At 74.6% G+C, this 19,696-nt stretch carries 2 protein-coding genes (1 of these 2 only partly in view); both read left to right on the forward strand.

Going from position 1 to position 19,696, the window contains the following annotated elements:
- Positions 1-2,761, forward strand: partial view of a type I polyketide synthase gene (locus OIE49_RS30350; RefSeq protein WP_326805075.1) — the final stretch only. Its footprint begins 25,622 nt before the window's first position; only the last 2,761 of its 28,383 coding nucleotides appear in the window; its start codon lies off the left edge, out of view; it ends in the stop codon at positions 2,759-2,761.
- A gap of 20 nt (positions 2,762-2,781) precedes the next feature.
- A complete protein-coding gene (locus OIE49_RS30355; RefSeq protein ID WP_326805076.1) occupies positions 2,782-19,683 on the forward strand; it encodes an SDR family NAD(P)-dependent oxidoreductase in 16,902 nt (5,633 codons plus the stop codon).
- Positions 19,684-19,696 lie beyond the last annotated feature (13 nt).

Below are 19,696 nucleotides of genomic sequence, written 5' to 3' on the forward strand. Positions count from 1 at the left end.
CGAGGCCACCGAGAAGGAGGTCGCCGCCGAACTCACCGACGCGTTGGTGTCGATCGCCGCGGTCAACGGCCCCACGTCCGTGGTGCTCGCCGGTGAGGAGGACGCGGTGCTCGCCCTGGCCGCCGTCCTCGCCGAGCGGGGCCGCCGCACCACCCGCCTCAAGGTCAGCCACGCCTTCCACTCGGCGCTGATGGACCCGATGCTCGCCGAGTTCCGCAAGGTCGCCGAGAGCCTGCGCTACGACGCACCCCGCATCGCCGTCGTGTCCAACGTGACCGGCGACGTGGCGGGCGCCGACGAACTGTGCGACGCCGACTACTGGGTGCGCCATGTGCGCGGCACCGTCCGGTTCGCCGACGGCGTCACCGCACTGGCCGGCCGGGGCGTCCGCGTCTTCCTCGAACTCGGCCCCGACGCGGTGCTGTCCGCGCTCGCCGAGCAGAGCGCCCCGGACAGCGTGAGCGTCCCCGCGCAGCGCCGCAACCGCGACGAGGTGGAGACCCTGGTCGCCGCCCTCGGCCGGCTGCACGTGCACGCCGCCGGACCCCGCTGGGACACCTTCTTCGAGGCCGCCCCCGGCTCCTGGCTCGACCTGCCGACCTACGCCTTCCAGCGCGGCCGGTTCTGGCCGGACACCCTGCCCGCCACCGCGCAGGGCACCGTGTCCGCCGGTGAGGCCGAAGGCACCGACACCGCCTTCTGGGACGCCGTCGCGCAGGAGGACTTCGGCTCGCTCGAGGCCGTCCTCGACGTCGAGGGCGACGCCCTGTCCAAGGTGCTGCCGGCCCTGCTCGACTGGCGCCGCCGCAAGTCCGAGGAGACACAGCTCGACAACTGGCGCCACCGCATCGTCTGGAAGCGTCTGACCGGCGGGGCGATGGCCCACCGCAAGCCGCTCACCGGCACCTGGCTGGCCGTCGTCCCCGAAGGCCTCGGTGAGGACCCGTGGGTGACGACCGCGCTGGACGCCCTGGGCACCCGGGTGGTGCGCGCCGAGGCCGGCAGCGCCGACCGGGAGGCCATGGCCGCCACCCTGCGTGAGACCGCCGCGGAGGGCACCCGCTTCGCCGGCGTCGTCTCCCTGCTCGCCCTGAGCGAGACGGTGCACGGCGACGTGCCCGAGGGCGTCGCCCTCACCGGCACGCTGCTCCAGGCCCTCGGCGACGCCGGGATCGAGGCCCCGCTGTGGTGCGTCACCCGCAGCGCCATGTCCGCCAACCGCACCGACCGCCCGCGCCGGCCGCTCCAGGCCGCCGTGTGGGGCCTGGGCCGGGTGGCCGCGCTGGAGTACCCGCACCGCTGGGGCGGCCTGGTGGACCTGCCGGAGCGCGCCGACGAGCGTGCCGCCGCCGGACTCGCCGCCGTCCTCGCCGGACTCGACGGGGAGGACCAGGTCGTCGTGCGCGGCTCCGCGGTCCTCGCCCGCCGCCTCGTACCGGCACCGGACCGCGGGCAGACCGGCGCCTGGGACCCGACCGGCACCGTGCTGATCACCGGCGGCACCGGCGCCCTCGGCGCCCATGTGGCCCGCCGCCTGGCCAAGGAGGGCGCCCAGCACCTGGTGCTGCTCGGCCGCCGCGGACCCGAGGCGCCCGGCGCCACCGCCCTGCGCGACGAACTCCAGGCGCTCGGCACCGGCGTCACCCTCGCCGCCTGCGACGCCTCCGACCGGGATCAGCTCACCGCGGTGCTCGATGCGATCCCGGCCGACCGGCCGCTGACCGCGGTGATCCACGCGGCGGGCGTGCTCGACGACGGCGTCATCGACCGGCTCACCCCGGCGCGGTACCAGCAGGTGTTCCGCGCGAAGGTCACCTCGGCGCTGCTGCTCGACGAGCTGACCCGCGACCTCGACCTGACCGCGTTCGTCCTGTTCTCGTCCGCCTCCTCCGCGGTCGGCAACCCCGGCCAGGCCAACTACGCGGCGGCCAACGCGGTCCTGGACGCCCTCGCCGAGATCCGCCGGGCGCAGAACCTGCCCGCGACCTCCGTGTCCTGGGGCGCCTGGGCGGGCGGCGGCATGGCCGAGGGCCACGGCGCGGACGAAGCGGCCCGCCGGGCCGGTGTCGGCGCCATGGACCCGGACCTCGCCGTGGAGTCGCTGCTGCGGCTGGTCACCGGCAAGGAGCCGACCGCGGTGGTCGCCGAGGTCGCCCTCGACCGGTTCGCCTCCGCCTTCGGCGGCACCCGGCCGAGTGCCCTGCTGCGGGAGTTCCCCGGCTACCGGGAGACCGTCGCCGCGGCGGCGCCCGAGTCCCCGGAGGGCACCCTCGCCGACCGGCTGGCGGGCATGCCGCCGGCCCGCCGCCTTGACACCGTCGTGGACCTGGTGCGCACCCGTGCGGCACAGGTCCTCGGCTACCCGGACACCGGCGCCGTCGGCGCCGAACGGTCCTTCCGGGACCTCGGGGTGGACTCACTGGGCGCGGTCGAGCTGCGTAACCGGCTCGGCGCCGCGACCGGCCTGAGCCTGCCCGCGACGCTGGTCTTCGACCACCCGACGCCGCTGGCGCTGGGTGAGTTCGTCCTCGCCCGGCTCGTCCCCGACGAGCCGGCCGTGTCCGACGAGGAGACCGAGATCAGGGCCGTACTGGCCTCCGTCCCGCTCGACCGGCTGCGTGAGATCGGCGTCCTGGAGCCCCTGCTCCAGCTCGCCGGACGCGGCGGTGGGGCCGGCGACGACGAAGACGACGAGTCCGTCGACTCGATGACAGTGGCAGACCTGGTGCGGGCCGCGCTCAACGGCCAGTCCGACCTGTAGCGCGAAGTGATGGAGCAGAGATGAACGCCCCTGCTGAGAACGTAGTCGAGGCACTGCGCGCCGCGGTCAAGGAGACCGAGCGGCTGCGGCGCCGCAACCGGACGATCGTGGCCGCGGCCCGGGAGCCCATCGCCGTGGTCGGCATGGGCTGCCGCTTCCCCGGCGGCGTCGACTCCCCACAGGCCCTGTGGGAGATGGTCGCCGGCGGCACCGACGTGATCTCCGGGTTCCCGGACGACCGCGGCTGGGACCTGGAGGCGCTGCGCACCAGTGGCACCGACGACCGGGACACCTCGGTCAGCCAGCGCGGCGGGTTCCTGGACTCGATCGCCGGCTTCGACCCCGGCTTCTTCGGGATCTCGCCGCGCGAGGCCGTCACCATGGACCCGCAGCAGCGGCTGCTCCTGGAGACGTCCTGGGAGGCGATCGAGCGCGCCCGCATCGACGCCACCGGGCTGCGCGGCACCCGCACCGGCACCTTCATGGGCACCAACGGGCAGGACTACGCCTACCTGCTGGTGCGGTCGCTCGACGACGCCACCGGCGACGTCGGCACCGGCATCGCCGCCAGTGCCGTCTCCGGCCGGCTGTCGTACACCTTCGGCCTGGAGGGGCCGGCGATCACCGTCGACACCGCCTGCTCCTCCTCGCTGGTCGCGCTGCACCTCGCCGTGCAGTCGCTGCGCAACGGCGAGTGCACCCTGGCGCTGGCCGGCGGCGTCAACGTGATGTCGACGCCGGGCTCCCTGGTCGAGTTCAGCCGGCAGGGCGGCCTCGCCAGCGACGGCCGCTGCAAGGCGTTCGCCGACTCCGCCGACGGCACCGGCTGGTCGGAGGGCGCGGCCGTGCTCGTCCTGGAGCGCCTGTCCGACGCCCAGCGCAACGGCCACCCCGTGCTCGCCGTCGTCCGCGGCTCCGCCGTCAACCAGGACGGCGCCTCCAACGGCTTCACCGCCCCCAACGGCCCCTCCCAGCAGCGCGTCATCAGGCAGGCCCTGTCCAACGCGGGTCTGAACACCGGCGACGTGGACGCGGTCGAGGCGCACGGCACCGGCACCCCGCTCGGCGACCCCATCGAGGCCCAGAGCATCCTCGCCACCTACGGCCAGGATCGCGAACAGCCCCTGCTGCTCGGCTCGATCAAGTCGAACATGGGCCACACCCAGGCCGCGTCCGGCGTCGCCGGGATCATGAAGATGGTCATGGCGATGCGCAACGGGGTGCTGCCGAAGACCCTGCACGTCGACCGGCCCTCCACCCACGTCGACTGGACGGCGGGCAAGGTCGAGCTGCTCACCGAGAACCGCCCCTGGCCCACCGCGCCCGACCGCCCCCGCCGCTCCGGCGTCTCCTCCTTCGGCGTCAGCGGCACCAACGCGCACGTCATCGTCGAGCAGGCACCCGAGACCCCCGCGGCCCAGCCGGAAGAGGCACCGGCCGCCCCCCGCACCGCGGGCGTCCTGCCCTGGGTGCTCTCGGCGCGCTCCGCCGCCGCCCTGCGCGAGCAGGTCGCCGCCCTCGTCGCCCACCTGGACACCCCCGGTGCCCCCGGCGCGCTGGACACCGCGTACTCGCTGGCCACCACCCGCGCGGCCCTGGAGCACCGGCTCGCCGTCGTCACCGGTGCGGACGGCACCGCCGGCCGCGAGGCGCTCACCTCCTGGCTGATGGGCGGCCCCGCCCCGGACGCCCACGAGGGCCAGGCCGTCGGCCGCACCCGCAGCGCCTTCCTGTTCTCCGGGCAGGGCGCCCAGCGCCTCGGCATGGGCCGTGAACTCCACGCCCGTTTCCCGGTGTTCGCCGAAGCCCTGGACCGTGTCCTCGACCTGCTCGACGAGGAACTCGGCGCGAGCCCCGGCGACATCATCTGGGGCGACGAGGAAGCCCCGCTGAACGAGACAGGGTTCACCCAGCCCGCCCTGTTCGCGATCGAGGTCGCCCTCTACCGCCTGGTGGAGTCCTGGGGCGTCACCCCCGACTTCGTCGCCGGCCACTCCATCGGCGAGATCGCGGCCGCGCATGTGGCCGGGGTGTTCTCGCTGGAGGACGCCTGCCGGCTGGTCGCCGCGCGTGCGGGTCTGATGCAGGCGTTGCCGCGTGGTGGTGCCATGGTGGCGGTGGAGGCGACCGAGGACGAGGTGCTGCCGCTGCTGACCGAGGGTGTCGCCGTCGCGGCGGTCAACGGTCCGACGTCCGTTGTGGTGTCCGGTGAGGAGGCGGCCACCCTCGCGGTCGCCGAGCAGTTGGCGGCGAAGGGCCGCCGTACCAGCCGTCTGCGGGTGAGCCATGCCTTCCACTCGCCGTTGATGGACCCGATGCTGGAGGACTTCCGCGCGGTCGCGGAGACGCTCTCCTACGACGAGCCGCGCATCCCGGTCGTCTCCAACCTCACCGGCGCCGTGGCCGCGGACGGGCAGCTGACCGACCCGGAGTACTGGGTACGTCATGTCCGTGAGGCCGTGCGGTTCGCCGACGGTGTCCGCGCGCTCGCCGAGGCCGGCGCCGACGTCCTGCTCGAACTCGGCCCCGACGGCGTGCTCGCCGCCCTGGCCCAGCAGTCGGCCAGCGCCGTCACCGTCCCGTTCCTGCGCAAGGACCGCCCCGAGGAGCACAGCGCCGTCACCGCGCTGGCCCGGCTGCACACGGCCGGCGTCACCGTCGACTGGGCGGCGTTCCACGACGGCACCGGCGCCCGCACCGCCGAACTGCCCACCTACGCCTTCCAGCACGAGCGCTACTGGCCCAAGGCGACCGCGACCGCCGTCGACGCCACCGGCCTCGGCCTCGCCTCGGCCGACCACCCGCTGCTCGGCGCCGCCATGTCGGTGGCCGGTTCCGACGAACTCCTGCTCACCGGCACCCTCTCGCTCGCCACCCACCCGTGGCTCGCCGACCACAGCGTCGGCGGCACGGTCTTCTTCCCCGGCACCGGATTCCTGGAGCTGGCCGTGCGCGCCGCCGACCAGGCCGGCTGCGACCGGGTCGAGGAACTGGCCGTCGACACGCCGCTCGCGCTGCCTCCCAAGGGCGTCGTGCAGATGCAGATCGCCGTCGGTTCCACCGCCGACGACGGGTCGCGCGAGCTGCGGTTCTTCACCCGGCCCGGCGAGGACTTCGACGCCGAGTGGACCCAGCACGCCACGGGCCGTATCGGCTCGGGCGAACACCTCATCGGCTTCGACACCACCGTATGGCCGCCGCAGGACGCGGAGGCCGTCGACATCGAGGGACTGTTCGACCGTTTCGCCTCGGACGGCCTGGACTACGGTCCGGTCTTCCGCGGAGTGCGAGCCGTGTGGCGCCAGGACGACACGGTCTACGCCGAGGTCGCGCTGCCCGACTCGGTCGAGGACGCCGGTGCCTTCGGCCTGCACCCGGCGCTTCTGCACGCGGCCCTGCACGGCACCGTGTTCCTGTCCGACGACAGCAGCCTGCTCCCCTTCGCCTGGGAGGGCGTGTCCCTGCACGCGGACGGGGCGAGCACCCTGCGGGTGCGGATCGCCTCGTGCGGCGAGGACGCGGTGCAGATCGCGGCGGTCGACCCGGCGGGTCAGCCGGTCGTCTCCGTGGAGTCGCTGACGCTGCGTGCCGCGGACGCGGAGGCCGGTGCCCGGCCGCGTCGCGATGACGCCAACTCGCTTTTCCGCGTCGACTGGACCCCCCGTACGGTCGCCGCCCCGGCTGCTCCCGCCACCTGGGCCGTGCTGGGTGATGACCCGTTCGGTCTGACGGCTGTGTTCGCCGCGGACTCCGAGACGGTCGCGGGCGTGCACGCTCCGGCCGCCACGCTTGAGGAGCTGGCCTCCCGGAGCGGATCCGTTCCCGACATGGTCGCGGTGACGGTCCGTGGCGGCGTCGACCAACGGCCCGAGGCCGCACATGAGTTGGCCCTTGAGGTGCTTGCTCTGGTGCAGGAGTGGCTGGCCGAGCCTGCCTTCGCCGCCACCCGGCTCGTCGTGGTCACCCGCAGCGCTGTCGCCGACGGCGAGCACGGCCCGCTCGATCTGGCCGCTGCCCCTGTGTGGGGTCTGGTGCGCTCCGCCCAGTCCGAGAACCCGGGCCGGCTGCTTCTGGCCGACGTCGATGACACGGCCGAGTCCATGGCCCGACTGCCGCTGTCGGCCGGGCTGTTCGACGCGGAGGAGCCGCAGGCCGTCGTCCGCGAGGGCACCGTCCGCGTCGGTCGGCTCGTCCGCCTTGAGGCCGGTGGCTCTCCCGTGCGGCCCCTGGATCCCGAGGGCACCGTCCTCGTCACCGGTGGCACCGGTGGTCTGGCTTCCGAGCTGGCCCGCCACCTGGTCGCCGAGCACGGCGTCAGGCACCTGCTGCTGACCAGCCGCCGCGGACCGGACGCCCCCGGTGCCGCCGACCTCGTCCAGGCGCTGGCCGGCCTCGGCGCCGAGGCCACGGTCGCCGCCTGCGACGCCGCCGACCGTGACGCGCTCGCCGCGCTGCTGGCCTCCGTCCCGGCCGAGCACCCGCTGACTGCCGTGGTGCACACGGCGGGTGTCCTCGACGACGGCATCGTCGCCTCCCTCACCCCGGACCGCCTCGACACCGTGCTGCGGCCGAAGGTCGACGCGGCCTGGCATCTGCACGACCTCACCCGCGACCTCGACCTGGCCGCCTTCGTCGTGTACTCCTCGACGGCCGGTGTCATGGGCAGCCCCGGGCAGGCCAACTACGCTGCGGGCAACGCCTTCCTGGACGCCCTCGCCGCCCACCGCCATGCTCTCGGCCTGCCCGCCACCTCGCTCGCCTGGGGCGCCTGGGAGCAAGGCGTCGGCATGACCGGCCAGTTGAGCGGCCAGGACGCGCGCCGGATCAGTGACGCCGGTGGGATGCCGCTGCTCTCCGTCGAACGGGGCCTGGCCCTGTACGACGCCGCCATGCTCGCCGACGAGCCGCTCGTGGTGCCGCTCGGTCTGGCCGGCGGTGGCCCGTTGCCCGCCGGTGCCGGCGTTCCCGCCCTGCTGCGCGGACTCGTCCGTACCGGTGGGCGCCGGGCCCGGGCGGCCACCGCCGCGGTCGCCCGCGCCGGCCTGGCCGAGCGTCTCGCGGTCCTGCCCGAGGACCAGCGCCGGCCGTTCGTCGTCGACCTGGTGCGTGCCGAGGCCGCCGCGGTCCTCGGGCACGGTTCCGCGGATGCCGTGGACGCCCGCCGGGAGTTCCGCGGTCTGGGCTTCGACTCGCTCACCGCGATCGAGCTGCGCAACCGGCTCGGCAAGGCGACCGGTCTCACCCTGCCCGCCACGCTCGTCTTCGACTACCCGACGCCCCAGCAGCTCGCCGACCATCTCCTGGACGAGCTGCTCGGCGCCGATGCCGTCGAAATCTTCGCCGCCCCTCGGACCGCTGCCGAGGTGGCCGACGATCCTGTCGTCATCGTCGGGATGGGCTGCCGCTTCCCGGGTGGTGTCGGGTCGCCCGAGGAACTGTGGGACCTCCTGGCGTCCGGTGCCGACGCCATCACCGGCTTCCCCGCCGACCGTGAGTGGGAGTCGTCGGCGTTCCTCGGCGGTGAGGCCGGTGCCGTGGCCGCGCGGGGCGGATTCCTGAGCGACATCGCCGGCTTCGACGCCGGGTTCTTCGGCATCTCGCCGCGCGAGGCCCTGGCCATGGACCCGCAGCAGCGCATCCTCCTCGAGGTGGCCTGGGAGGCCGTGGAGCGCGCCGGTGTCGATCCGGCCACCCTGCGCGGCTCTCGCACGGGTGTCTTCATGGGCGTCAACGGCCAGGACTACTCCAGTCTGGTCATGAGCTCCCGTGACGACGTCGCGGGCCACGCCACCGCGGGCCTCGCGGTCAGTGTGGTCTCGGGACGTCTCTCCTACGCGCTCGGCCTGGAGGGTCCCGCCCTGTCGGTCGACACGGCCTGCTCCTCGTCGCTGGTGTCCCTGCACCTCGCCGCGCAGGCGCTGCGGGCGGGGGAGTGCAGCATGGCGCTGGTCGGTGGTGTCACCGTGATGACCACCCCCGCCAACTTCGCCGGGTTCTCCCGGATGGGCGGTCTCGCCCAGGACGGCCTCTGCAAGGCGTTCTCCGACTCCGCCGACGGCACGGGCTGGTCCGAGGGCGCGGCGGTGTTCGTGGTGGAGCGTCTCTCCGACGCCCGTCGAGCCGGGCACCGCGTGCTGGCCGTGGTGCGTGGGTCCGCCGTCAACCAGGACGGTGCCTCCAACGGCCTGACCGCCCCGAACGGTCCTTCCCAGCAGCGGGTGATCCGGCAGGCGCTGGCCAACGCGGGCCTGAACACGAGTGATGTCGACGCCGTCGAGGCGCACGGCACCGGCACCCCGCTCGGCGACCCGATCGAGGCGCAGGCCCTGCTCGCCACCTACGGCTCCGACCGCGACCCGCAGCAGCCGCTGCTGCTCGGTTCGGTGAAGTCGAACATCGGCCACACCCAGGCCGCCGCGGGTGCCGCCGGGCTCGTCAAGATGGTCATGGCGATGCGCAAGGGCATGCTCCCGCGCACCCTGCACGTCACCGAGCCGTCCACGCACGTCGACTGGTCCCTCGGCGCTGTCCGGCTGCTCACCGAGGAGACGGTGTGGCCGGAGACGGGACGGGCTCGCCGTGCCGGTGTGTCGTCGTTCGGCATCAGCGGTACCAACGCCCACGTCATTCTTGAGGGCGCCCCCGAGGAGCCGGTGCCCGCACCGGCTGCCGGCCGGCCGGTGCCCGGCGCGATCGCCTGGCCCGTCTCCGCGAAGTCCGAGGCCGCGCTCGACGCCCAGGTGGAGCGGCTGCGGGAGTCCGCCGACGCGCTGCCCGCGCTCGACACCGCGTACACCCTGGCCACCGGCCGCTCCGACTTCGAGCACCGGGCCGTCCTGCTCGCGGCCGACGGCACCCTCGCCGAGGCCGCCCGGGGCGTCGCCGAACCGCGCCGTACCGCCTTCCTGTTCTCCGGGCAGGGCGCCCAGCGCCTCGGCATGGGCCGTGAACTCCACGCCCGTTTCCCGGTGTTCGCCGAAGCCTTCGACTCCGTCGCCGCCCTCCTGGAGGCCGGGCAGGGTACGTCCGTCCGCGACGTGATGTGGGGCACCGACGAAACGGCCCTGAACGCCACCGCGTTCACCCAGCCCGCGCTGTTCGCGGTCGAGGTCGCCCTGTACCGCCTGGTGGAGTCCTGGGGCGTCACCCCGGATTTCGTGGCCGGTCACTCGGTCGGTGAGATCGCGGCCGCGCATGTGGCCGGGGTGTTCTCGCTGGAGGACGCCTGCCGGCTGGTCGCCGCGCGTGCGGGTCTGATGCAGGCGTTGCCGCGTGGTGGTGCCATGGTGGCGGTGGAGGCGACCGAGGACGAGGTGCTGCCGCTGCTGACCGAGGGTGTCGCCGTCGCGGCGGTCAACGGTCCGACGTCCGTTGTGGTGTCCGGTGAGGAGGCGGCCACCCTCGCGGTCGCCGAGCAGTTGGCGGCGGAGGGTCGCCGTACCAGCCGTCTGCGGGTGAGCCATGCCTTCCACTCGCCGTTGATGGACCCGATGCTGGAGGAGTTCCGGGCGGTCGCGGAGACGCTCTCGTACGACGAGCCGCGGATCCCCGTCGTGTCCAACCTGACCGGCGAGGTCGCCCCCGCGGGCACGCACACCGACGCCGACTACTGGGTGCGTCATGTCCGTGAGGCCGTGCGGTTCGCCGACGGTGTCCGTGCGCTCGCCGACCGGGGCGTCACCGCCTTCCTGGAGATCGGCCCCGACGGCGTGCTCTCCGCGCTTGCCGCCGCCTCCATGACCGACTCCGACGCGGTCGTCGTGCCGGCGCTGCGCAAGGACCGCGACGAGACCGTGTCCCTCCTGGGCGGCGTCGCCCGGCTGCACGTCGCCGGTGTCGACGTCGACTGGTCGGCCCCCCTGTCCGGCACCGGCGCCCGCATCGTCGAGCTGCCCACCTACGCCTTCCAGCACGAGCGCTACTGGCCCAAGGCGGCCCTTGCCGCCCTGGACGCCTCCGGCCTCGGTCTGGCCTCGGCCGACCACCCGCTCCTCGGCGCCGCCATGTCGGTGGCCGGTTCCGGCGAACTCCTGCTGACCGGCTCCCTGTCGGCCGCCACCCACCCGTGGCTCGCCGACCACGTCGTCGGCGGCATGATCTTCTTCCCCGGCACCGGCTTCCTGGAGCTGGCCGTGCGCGCCGCCGACCAGGCCGGCTGCGACCGGGTCGAGGAACTGATGATCGCCGCACCGCTCGTGCTGCCCCCCACGGGCGCCGTACAGGTGCAGATCTCCGTCGGCGCGGCGGACGAGGACGGCTCGCGCGAGCTGCGGTTCTTCACCCGGCCCGGCGAGGACTTCGACGCCGAGTGGACCCAGCACGCCACGGGCCGTATCGGCTCGGGTGAACACCTCATCGGCTTCGACACCACCGTATGGCCGCCGCAGGACGCGGAGGCCGTCGACATCGACGGCATGTTCGAGCGCTACGCCGCCGACGGCTTGGAGTACGGCCCGGTCTTCCGTGGACTGCGTGCCGTGTGGCGCCAGGACGACACGGTCTACGCCGAGGTCGCGCTGCCCGACTCGGTCGAGGACGCCGACGCGTTCGGCCTGCACCCGGCGCTCTTCGACGCCGCCCTGCACTCCACGGTCTTCCTGTCCGCCGAGGGCGACGACCGCAGCCTGCTGCCGTTCGCCTGGGAGGGCGTGTCCCTGCACGCGGACGGGGCGAGCACCCTGCGGGTGCGGATCACCTCCTGTGGCGACGACGCCGTGCAGATCGCCGCGGTCGACCCGGCGGGCCAGCCGGTCGTCTCCGTGGAGTCGCTGACCCTGCGTGCCGCGGGCCCGGAGCCCGAGTCGCGCCGTGACGACGCCAACTCTCTGCTCCGCGTCGACTGGACCCCTCGTACGCTCGCCGCCCCGGCTGCTCCCGCCACCTGGGCCGTGCTGGGTGATGACCCGTTCGGTCTGGCCGCCGTGCTCGCCGCGGACTCCGAGGCGGTCGCGGGCGTCCACACCCCGGCCGCCACGCTTGAGGAACTGGCCGCCCGGAGCGGGGCCGTTCCGGACATGGTCGCCGTCACGATCCGCGGCGATGTCGACCAACGGCCCGAAGCCGCACACGAGTTGGCCCGCGAGGTGCTTGCTCTGGTGCAGGAGTGGCTGGCCGGACCCGCTTTCGCCTCCTCCCGGCTCGTAGTGGTCACCCGGAACGCCGTCGCCGACGGCGAGCGCGCGCCGCTCGATCTCGTGGCGGCGCCCGTCTGGGGTCTGGTGCGCTCCGCCCAGTCCGAGAACCCGGGCCGGCTGCTCCTGGCCGATGTCGACGACACGGCCGAGTCCATGGCCCGACTGCCGTTCCTTGCGGGGCTGTTCGACGCGGAGGAGCCGCAGGCGCAGGTCCGCAAGGGCACCGTCCGCGTCGGCCGGCTCGCCCGCCTGGAGTCCGGTTCCTCTCTCGTTCCGCCGGCCGGGACGCCGTGGCGGCTGGGCAGCCGTGTCAAGGGCAGCCTCGACGGTCTCGCCCTGCTGCCGCATCCGGAGGCTCTGGAGCCGCTGACCGGCCGGCAGGTGCGCATCGGGATCCGCGCCGCGGGCCTCAACTTCCGCGACGTGCTCAACGCTCTTGGCATGTACCCCGGTGAGGCGGGCCTGTTCGGCTCCGAAGCCGCGGGCGTCGTCACCGAGGTCGGCCCGGACGTGACGGGGCTCGCTCCCGGTGACCGGGTCATGGGCATGGTGTTCGGCGGGTTCGGTCCGTCGGGTGCCGCCGACGAGCGTCTGCTGACCCGGATCCCCGACGACTGGTCCTGGGAGACCGCGTCGTCCGTGCCGCTGGTGTTCCTCACCGCCTACTACGCGCTGAAGGATCTCGCCGGGTTGAAGGCGGGGGAGAAGGTCCTGATCCACGCCGGTGCCGGTGGCGTCGGCATGGCGGCGATCCAGATCGCCCGTCACTTCGGCGCGGAGGTCTTCGCGACGGCCAGTGAGGGCAAGTGGGACGTGCTGCGCTCCCTCGGCGTCGCCGACGACCACATCGCGTCCTCGCGCACCCTCGACTTCGAGGCGGCCTTCGCGGAGGTCGCGGGGGACAAGGGCCTCGATGTCGTCCTGAACGCTCTGGCCGGTGAGTTCGTCGACGCGTCGATGCGACTGCTCGGCACGGGCGGCCGGTTCCTGGAGATGGGCAAGACCGACATCCGGGACGCCGGCTCCGCCTCGGACGGCATCACCTACCGGTTCTTCGACCTGGGCATGGTCGACTCCGACCACATCCAGCAGATGCTGCTCGACCTCGTCGGCCTCTTCGAGCGGGACGTGCTGTCCCCGCTTCCGGTCCGAGCCTGGGACGTCCGCCGCTCCCGTGAGGCCTTCCGCTTCATGAGCATGGCCAAGCACATCGGCAAGATCGTGCTGACCATGCCCCGGCCCCTGGACCCCGAGGGCACCGTCCTGGTCACCGGTGGCACCGGCGGTCTCGCCTCCGAACTGGCCCGCCACCTGGCCGCCGAACACGGCGTCAGGCACCTGCTGCTGACCAGCCGCCGCGGACCGGACGCCCCCGGTGCCGCCGACCTCGTCCAGGCGCTGGCCGGCCTCGGCGCCGACGCCACGGTCGCCGCCTGCGACGCCGCCGACCGAGACGCCCTCGCCGCGCTGCTCGCCTCCGTCCCGGCCGAGCACCCGCTCACCGCGGTCGTACACACGGCGGGTGTCCTCGACGACGGCATCCTCGCCTCCCTCACCCCCGACCGCCTCGACACCGTGCTGCGGCCGAAGGTCGACGCCGCCTGGCATCTGCACCACCTCACCCGCGACCTCGACCTGGCCGCCTTCGTCCTGTACTCCTCGACCTCCGGCGTCTTCGGCAGCCCCGGCCAGGCCAACTACGCCGCGGGCAACACCTTCCTGGACGCCCTCGCCGCCCACCGCCAGGCCCTCGGCCTGCCCGCCACCTCGCTCGCCTGGAACGCCTGGGAGCAGGGCAGCGGCATGACGAGCGGACTGAGCGACGAGGACATGCGCCGCATCAACGACAACAGCGGCATGCCGCTGCTGTCCGTCGAGCGGGGCCTGGCCCTCTACGACGCCGCCACCCTCGCCGACGAACCGCTCGTCGTGCCACTGGGCCTCGGCGGCAACGGCTCGCTGCCCCCCGGCATGAGCGTCCCCGCGATCCTGCGCGGACTGGTCCGCACCGGCGGACGCCGGGCCCGGGCCGGCACCGCCGCGGTCGCCCGCGCCGGCCTGGCCGAGCGTCTCGCGGTCCTGCCCGAGGACCAGCGCCTGCCGTTCCTGGTCGACCTGGTGCGTGCCGAGGCCGCCGCGGTCCTCGGGCACGGTTCCGCGGATGCCGTGGACGCCCGCCGGGAGTTCCGCGGTCTGGGCTTCGACTCGCTCACCGCGATCGAGCTGCGCAACCGGCTCGGCAAGGCCTCCGGCCTCACCCTGACCGCCACTCTGGTCTTCGACTACCCGACGCCCCAGCAGCTCGCCGACCATCTCCTCGACGAACTGCTCGGCGCCGACGCCGCGGAGGCCTTCACCACCCCGCAGAACGCTGCCGCCGCGTCGGACGACGACCCCGTGGTCATCGTCGGTATGGGCTGCCGCTTCCCGGGCGGTGTCGGATCTCCCGAGGAACTGTGGGACCTCGTGGCGTCCGGTACCGACGCCATCACCGGCTTCCCCGCCGACCGTGAGTGGGAGTCCTCGACGCTCGGCGGCGAGCTGGGCGACCTGTCCGGACAGGGCGGATTCCTGAGCGACATCGCCGAGTTCGACGCCGACTTCTTCGGCATCGCGCCGCGCGAGGCCCTCGCCATGGACCCGCAGCAGCGCATCCTGCTCGAAGTCACCTGGGAGGCCGTGGAGCGCGCCGGGCTGGACCCGGCCGCGCTGCGCGGAAGCCGCACCGGTGTCTTCATGGGTGTCAGCGGCCAGGACTACTCCGGCCTGGTCATGCGGTCCCGCGACGACATCGCGAGCCACGCCACCACCGGTCTCGCCGTCAGCGTGGTCTCCGGCCGCCTCGCCTACACGCTCGGCCTGGAGGGCCCCGCCCTCTCGGTCGACACCGCCTGCTCCTCGTCGCTGGTCTCCCTGCACCTCGCCACCCAGGCACTGCGGTCGGGGGAGTGCAGCATGGCGCTGGCCGGCGGTGTCACCGTGATGACCACCCCCGCCAACTTCGCCGGCTTCTCCAAGATGGGCGGTCTCGCCCAGGACGGCCGCTGCAAGGCGTTCTCCGACTCCGCCGACGGCACCGGCTGGTCCGAGGGCGCGGCGGTGCTCGTCCTCGAGCGCCTCTCCGACGCCCGCCGAGCCGGACACCGGGTGCTCGCCGTCGTGCGCGGCACCGCTGTCAACCAGGACGGTGCCTCCAACGGCCTGACCGCCCCCAACGGCCCGTCCCAGCAGCGGGTGATCCGCCAGGCGCTGGCCAACGCGGGCCTACGGCCCGGCGACGTCGACGCCGTCGAGGCGCACGGCACCGGCACCCCGCTCGGCGACCCGATCGAGGCGCAGGCCCTGCTCGCCACCTACGGCAGCGACCGCGACCCGCAGCAGCCGCTGCTGCTCGGCTCGGTGAAGTCGAACATCGGCCACACCCAGTCCGCGGCCGGTGCCGCCGGACTCGTCAAGATGGTCATGGCGATGAGCAAGGGCATGCTCCCGCGCACCCTGCACGTCACCGAGCCGTCCACGCACGTCGACTGGTCCCTCGGCGCCGTCCGGCTGCTCACCGAGGAAGCCGCCTGGCCGGAGACGGGACGGGCCCGCCGGGCCGGTGTGTCGTCGTTCGGCATCAGCGGCACCAACGCCCACGTCATCCTCGAAGGCGCCCCCGAGGCCGCCGCGGCCGAGCGTCCCGCCGAGGACACCGTGACCCCCGGCGTCACCCCGTGGGTCGTCTCGGCCCGCTCCGGGCAGGCGCTCGACGCCCAGCTGGAACGGCTGCGCGCCCATGCCGCCGCACACCCCGAGGTGTCCGGCGCCGACATCGGCCTGTCCCTCGTGACGAGCCGGTCCTCCTTCGAGCACCGGGCCGTCCTGCTGGCGGGCCCCGACGGCGTCACCGAGGCCGCGCGCGCCGAGGCCGGCGCCCGTACCCCGGCGTTCCTGTTCTCCGGGCAGGGCGCCCAGCGCCTCGGCATGGGACGCGAACTCCACGCCCGCTTCACGGTGTTCGCCGAGGCCCTGGACACCGTGCTGGACCTGCTCCACGCCGAACTCGGCTTCTCCCTGAGGGAGATCATGTGGGGCGACGACCCGGAACAGCTCAACCGCACCCGCTGCACCCAGCCCGCGCTGTTCGCGGTCGAGGTCGCCCTGTTCCGCCTGGTGGAGTCCTGGGGCGTCACCCCGGACTTCGTCGCCGGTCACTCGGTCGGTGAGATCGCGGCCGCGCACGTCGCCGGGGTGTTCTCGCTGGAGGACGCCTGCCGGCTGGTCGCCGCACGTGCCCGCCTCATGGACGCGCTGCCCGAGGGCGGCGCCATGGCCGCCGTCGAGGCCACCGAGGACGAGGTGCTGCCGCTGCTCGCCGACGGCGTCGCCGTCGCCGCCGTCAACGGCCCCGCCTCGGTCGTCGTCTCCGGCCCCGAGGACGGCGTCGGGCAGGTCGTCGCCCGCCTGGAGTCGGCCGGCCGCCGCGTCACCCGGCTGCGGGTGAGCCACGCCTTCCACTCGGCCCTGACGGAGCCGATGCTGGACGAGTTCCGCACCGTTGCCGAGAGCATCGCCTACGACGAGCCGCGGATCCCCGTCGTGTCCAACCTGACCGGCGAGGTCGCCCCCGCGGGCACGCACACCGACGCCGACTACTGGGTGCGCCACGTCCGCGAGGCCGTCCGGTTCGCCGACGGCGTCCGCGCGCTCGCCGACCGGGGCGTCACCGCCTTCCTGGAGATCGGCCCCGACGGCGTACTGTCCGCGCTCGCCGCCGCCTGTCTGCCCGACACCGGCACGGTCGTCGTGCCGGCGCTGCGCAAGGACCGCGACGAGACCGTGTCCGTCCTCACCGCCCTGGCCCGGCTGCACACCGCCGGCCTCGACGCCGACTGGACCGCCGTCCTCGCCGGCACCGGCGCCCGCACCGTCGAACTGCCCACCTACGCCTTCCAGGGCACCCGCTTCTGGCCCGACACCACCGCCGCCCCCGGCGACGCGGGCGGACTGGGCCTGGACGCCGGAGGACACCCGCTGCTCACCGCCGCCACGGCGGTCGCGGGCTCGGACGAGACGCTGCTCAGCGGACGCCTGTCCGCCGCCGCACAGCCCTGGCTCACCGGCCGCGTGAGCGACGGCACCACCACCCTGCCCACCGCGGTCCTCGCCGAACTCGCGCTGCACGCCGCCGACGCCTGCGACCGCACCACCGTCGAGAACCTCACCGTCAGCGCGCCCCTGGTGCTCACCGAAAAGCGCCCCCAGCGCCTCCAGGTACTGGTGGCCGCCCCCGACGGGACCGGCCGGCGCACCCTCACCGTGCACACCCGCGCGGACGGCGACGGCGCCCCGTGGATCGAGCGGGCCACCGCGGCGCTCACCGACGCGCCCGCCGCTCCCGCCGCGGCCGACGCCGTATGGCCGCCCGCCGACGCCACCCCGGTCGACGAGCTGCCCGAACCCACCGGCGCGGCCGTGCTGCGCGCCGCCTGGCGGCGCGGCGAGGACCTCTTCGCCGAGATCGAGATCACCGAACAGAGCCCGGCCGAGCAGGCGTTCGCCCTGCACCCGGCGCTCCTGGACACCGCGGTCCGCGCCGCCGCCGTCCTCAACGGAGACGGAGACGGAGGCGTAGAAGGCGACGACACCCTCGACGCCGTCGCCTGGGACGGGCTCGTCCTGCACGCCGCGCACCCCGCTCTCCTGCGGCTACGTCTCACCGCCACCGGCGACGACACCTGGGCGCTGGAGGCGACCGACCCGCAGGGCGGTCCCGTCCTCTCGGTGGCCTCGCTCACCATGGGCGCCACCGCCGCCGCACACGGCACGGACGCCCCCGCCGCGGACGACGCCGCACTGCTCACCCTCGACTGGGTCGCGCCCGCCCCGGCCCCGCGCCCCGGCGGCAACGCCCTGTGGACGGTGCTCGGCGACGGACTGCCCGGACTGGACACCGCGCTCGACGCGGCGGACGGTGTCCTCGCCACCCGCGCGCACTCGCTCACCGAACTGCTGGACAGCGGGGCACCCCTGCCGTCGCTGATGCTCCTGCCGGTCGAGGGCGACCCCGCCGCCGGGGACGACCTGCCCGCCGCGGTTCGCGCCGCCACCGCGACGGTGCTCGACCTGCTGCGCGAGTGGACCTCCGAACCCCGCACCGCGGACTCCCGCCTCGTGATCGTCACCCGGGGGGCCGTCGCGGCCGGCCGGGAGGACGTGACCGACCTGGCGACGGCAGCCGTCTGGGGCCTGGTCCGCTCCGCCCAGTCCGAGAACCCGGGCAGCTTCCTGCTCCTGGACCTCGACCCGGCCGCCGGCGCCGACGCGACCGACGCCGACGTACTGGCCTCGCTGCCTGCCCTGTTCGACGCGGGCGAGACACAGGCCGCCGTCCGCGGCGGCGTGCTCACCGTCGCCCGCCTCACCCGCACCGAGTCCGCGACCACCCCGGGCGCCGACCAGGTCCGTGCCTGGGACCGCGACGGCACCGTACTGATCACCGGCGGAACCGGCGGCCTCGGTGCCGTCCTCGCCCGTCACCTGGTGACCGGCCACGGCATCAAGCACCTGCTGCTGGCCGGCCGCCGCGGACCCGACGCACCCGGCGCGACCGCCCTGTGCGAGGAACTCTCCGCGCTCGGCGCCGAGGTCACCGTACGGGCCTGCGACGTCTCCGACAGGGGCGCCGTCGACGCGCTGCTCGCCTCGCTGCCGACCGAGCACCCGCTGACCGCGGTCGTGCACACGGCCGGTGTCCTCGACGACGCGACGATCGGCTCGCTCACCGCCGACCGGTTCGACACCGTGCTGCGCCCCAAGGCGGACGCCGCCTGGCACCTGCACCGGGCGACCTCGGCCCTGCCGCTCGCCGGATTCGTCCTGTACTCCTCCGTGGCCGGCGTCACCGGCGGCCCCGGACAGGGCAACTACGCCGCCGCCAACACGTTCCTCGACGCGCTCGCCGCGCACCGAGCGGCCCGGGGCCTGCCCGGCCTGTCGCTCGCCTGGGGACCCTGGGGCCAGGGCGCCGGCATGACCGGCACACTCACCGACGCCGACATCGAGCGCATGGAGCGCTCCGGGATGCCGCCGCTCACCGAACGCCAGGGCCTCGCCCTGTTCGACGCGGCGAACGGCCAGGACGAGGCACTCGCCGTGGCGATCCGGGTCGCCCGGTCCGCCGCGGCCCCCGACACCGGCGACGTCCCCGCGGTGCTGCGCTCCCTGGTCCGCACCCGGCGCCGCGCGGCGGCCACGGCCGGCGCCGACGGGCTCGCCCGCAGGCTGGCCGGCCTCGGCGCCGAGCAGCGGCACGAGACCCTCGTCGCCCTGGTCCGCCAGGAGACGGCCGGGGTGCTCGGCCACTCCGGTGCCGACGCGGTCCCCGCCGACCGGGACTTCAGCCGGCTGGGCTTCGACTCGCTGATGGCGGTCGAACTGCGCACCCGGCTCTCCGCGGCCACCGGTGTGCGGCTGCCGTCCACGCTCGTCTTCGACCACCCCACGCCCACCGCCGTCGCCCGGCACCTGGCCGGCTCCCTGGTGGGCGGGGAGCGGAGCGGCACGGCCGCGTCCCCGCTGGCGGCGCTCGACCGGCTGGAGGCGGAACTGTCCGCCGACGGCATGGACGAGGCCACCCGCCGCGGCGTCGCGGGCCGGTTGCAGCGGCTGCTGGCCGCCTGGGACGGCTCGGGCCCGGGCTCGGACGGGGACGGACCGGCCGTCGGTGAGCGGATCGAGGCGGCGAGCGCCGAGGAGATCTTCGCCTTCATCGACAACGAACTCGGCCGGTCGTCGAACTCCTGACCCGGGCCCACCG

Source organism: Streptomyces sp. NBC_01788, from assembly GCF_035917575.1.
Taxonomy (GTDB): Bacteria; Actinomycetota; Actinomycetes; order Streptomycetales; family Streptomycetaceae; genus Streptomyces.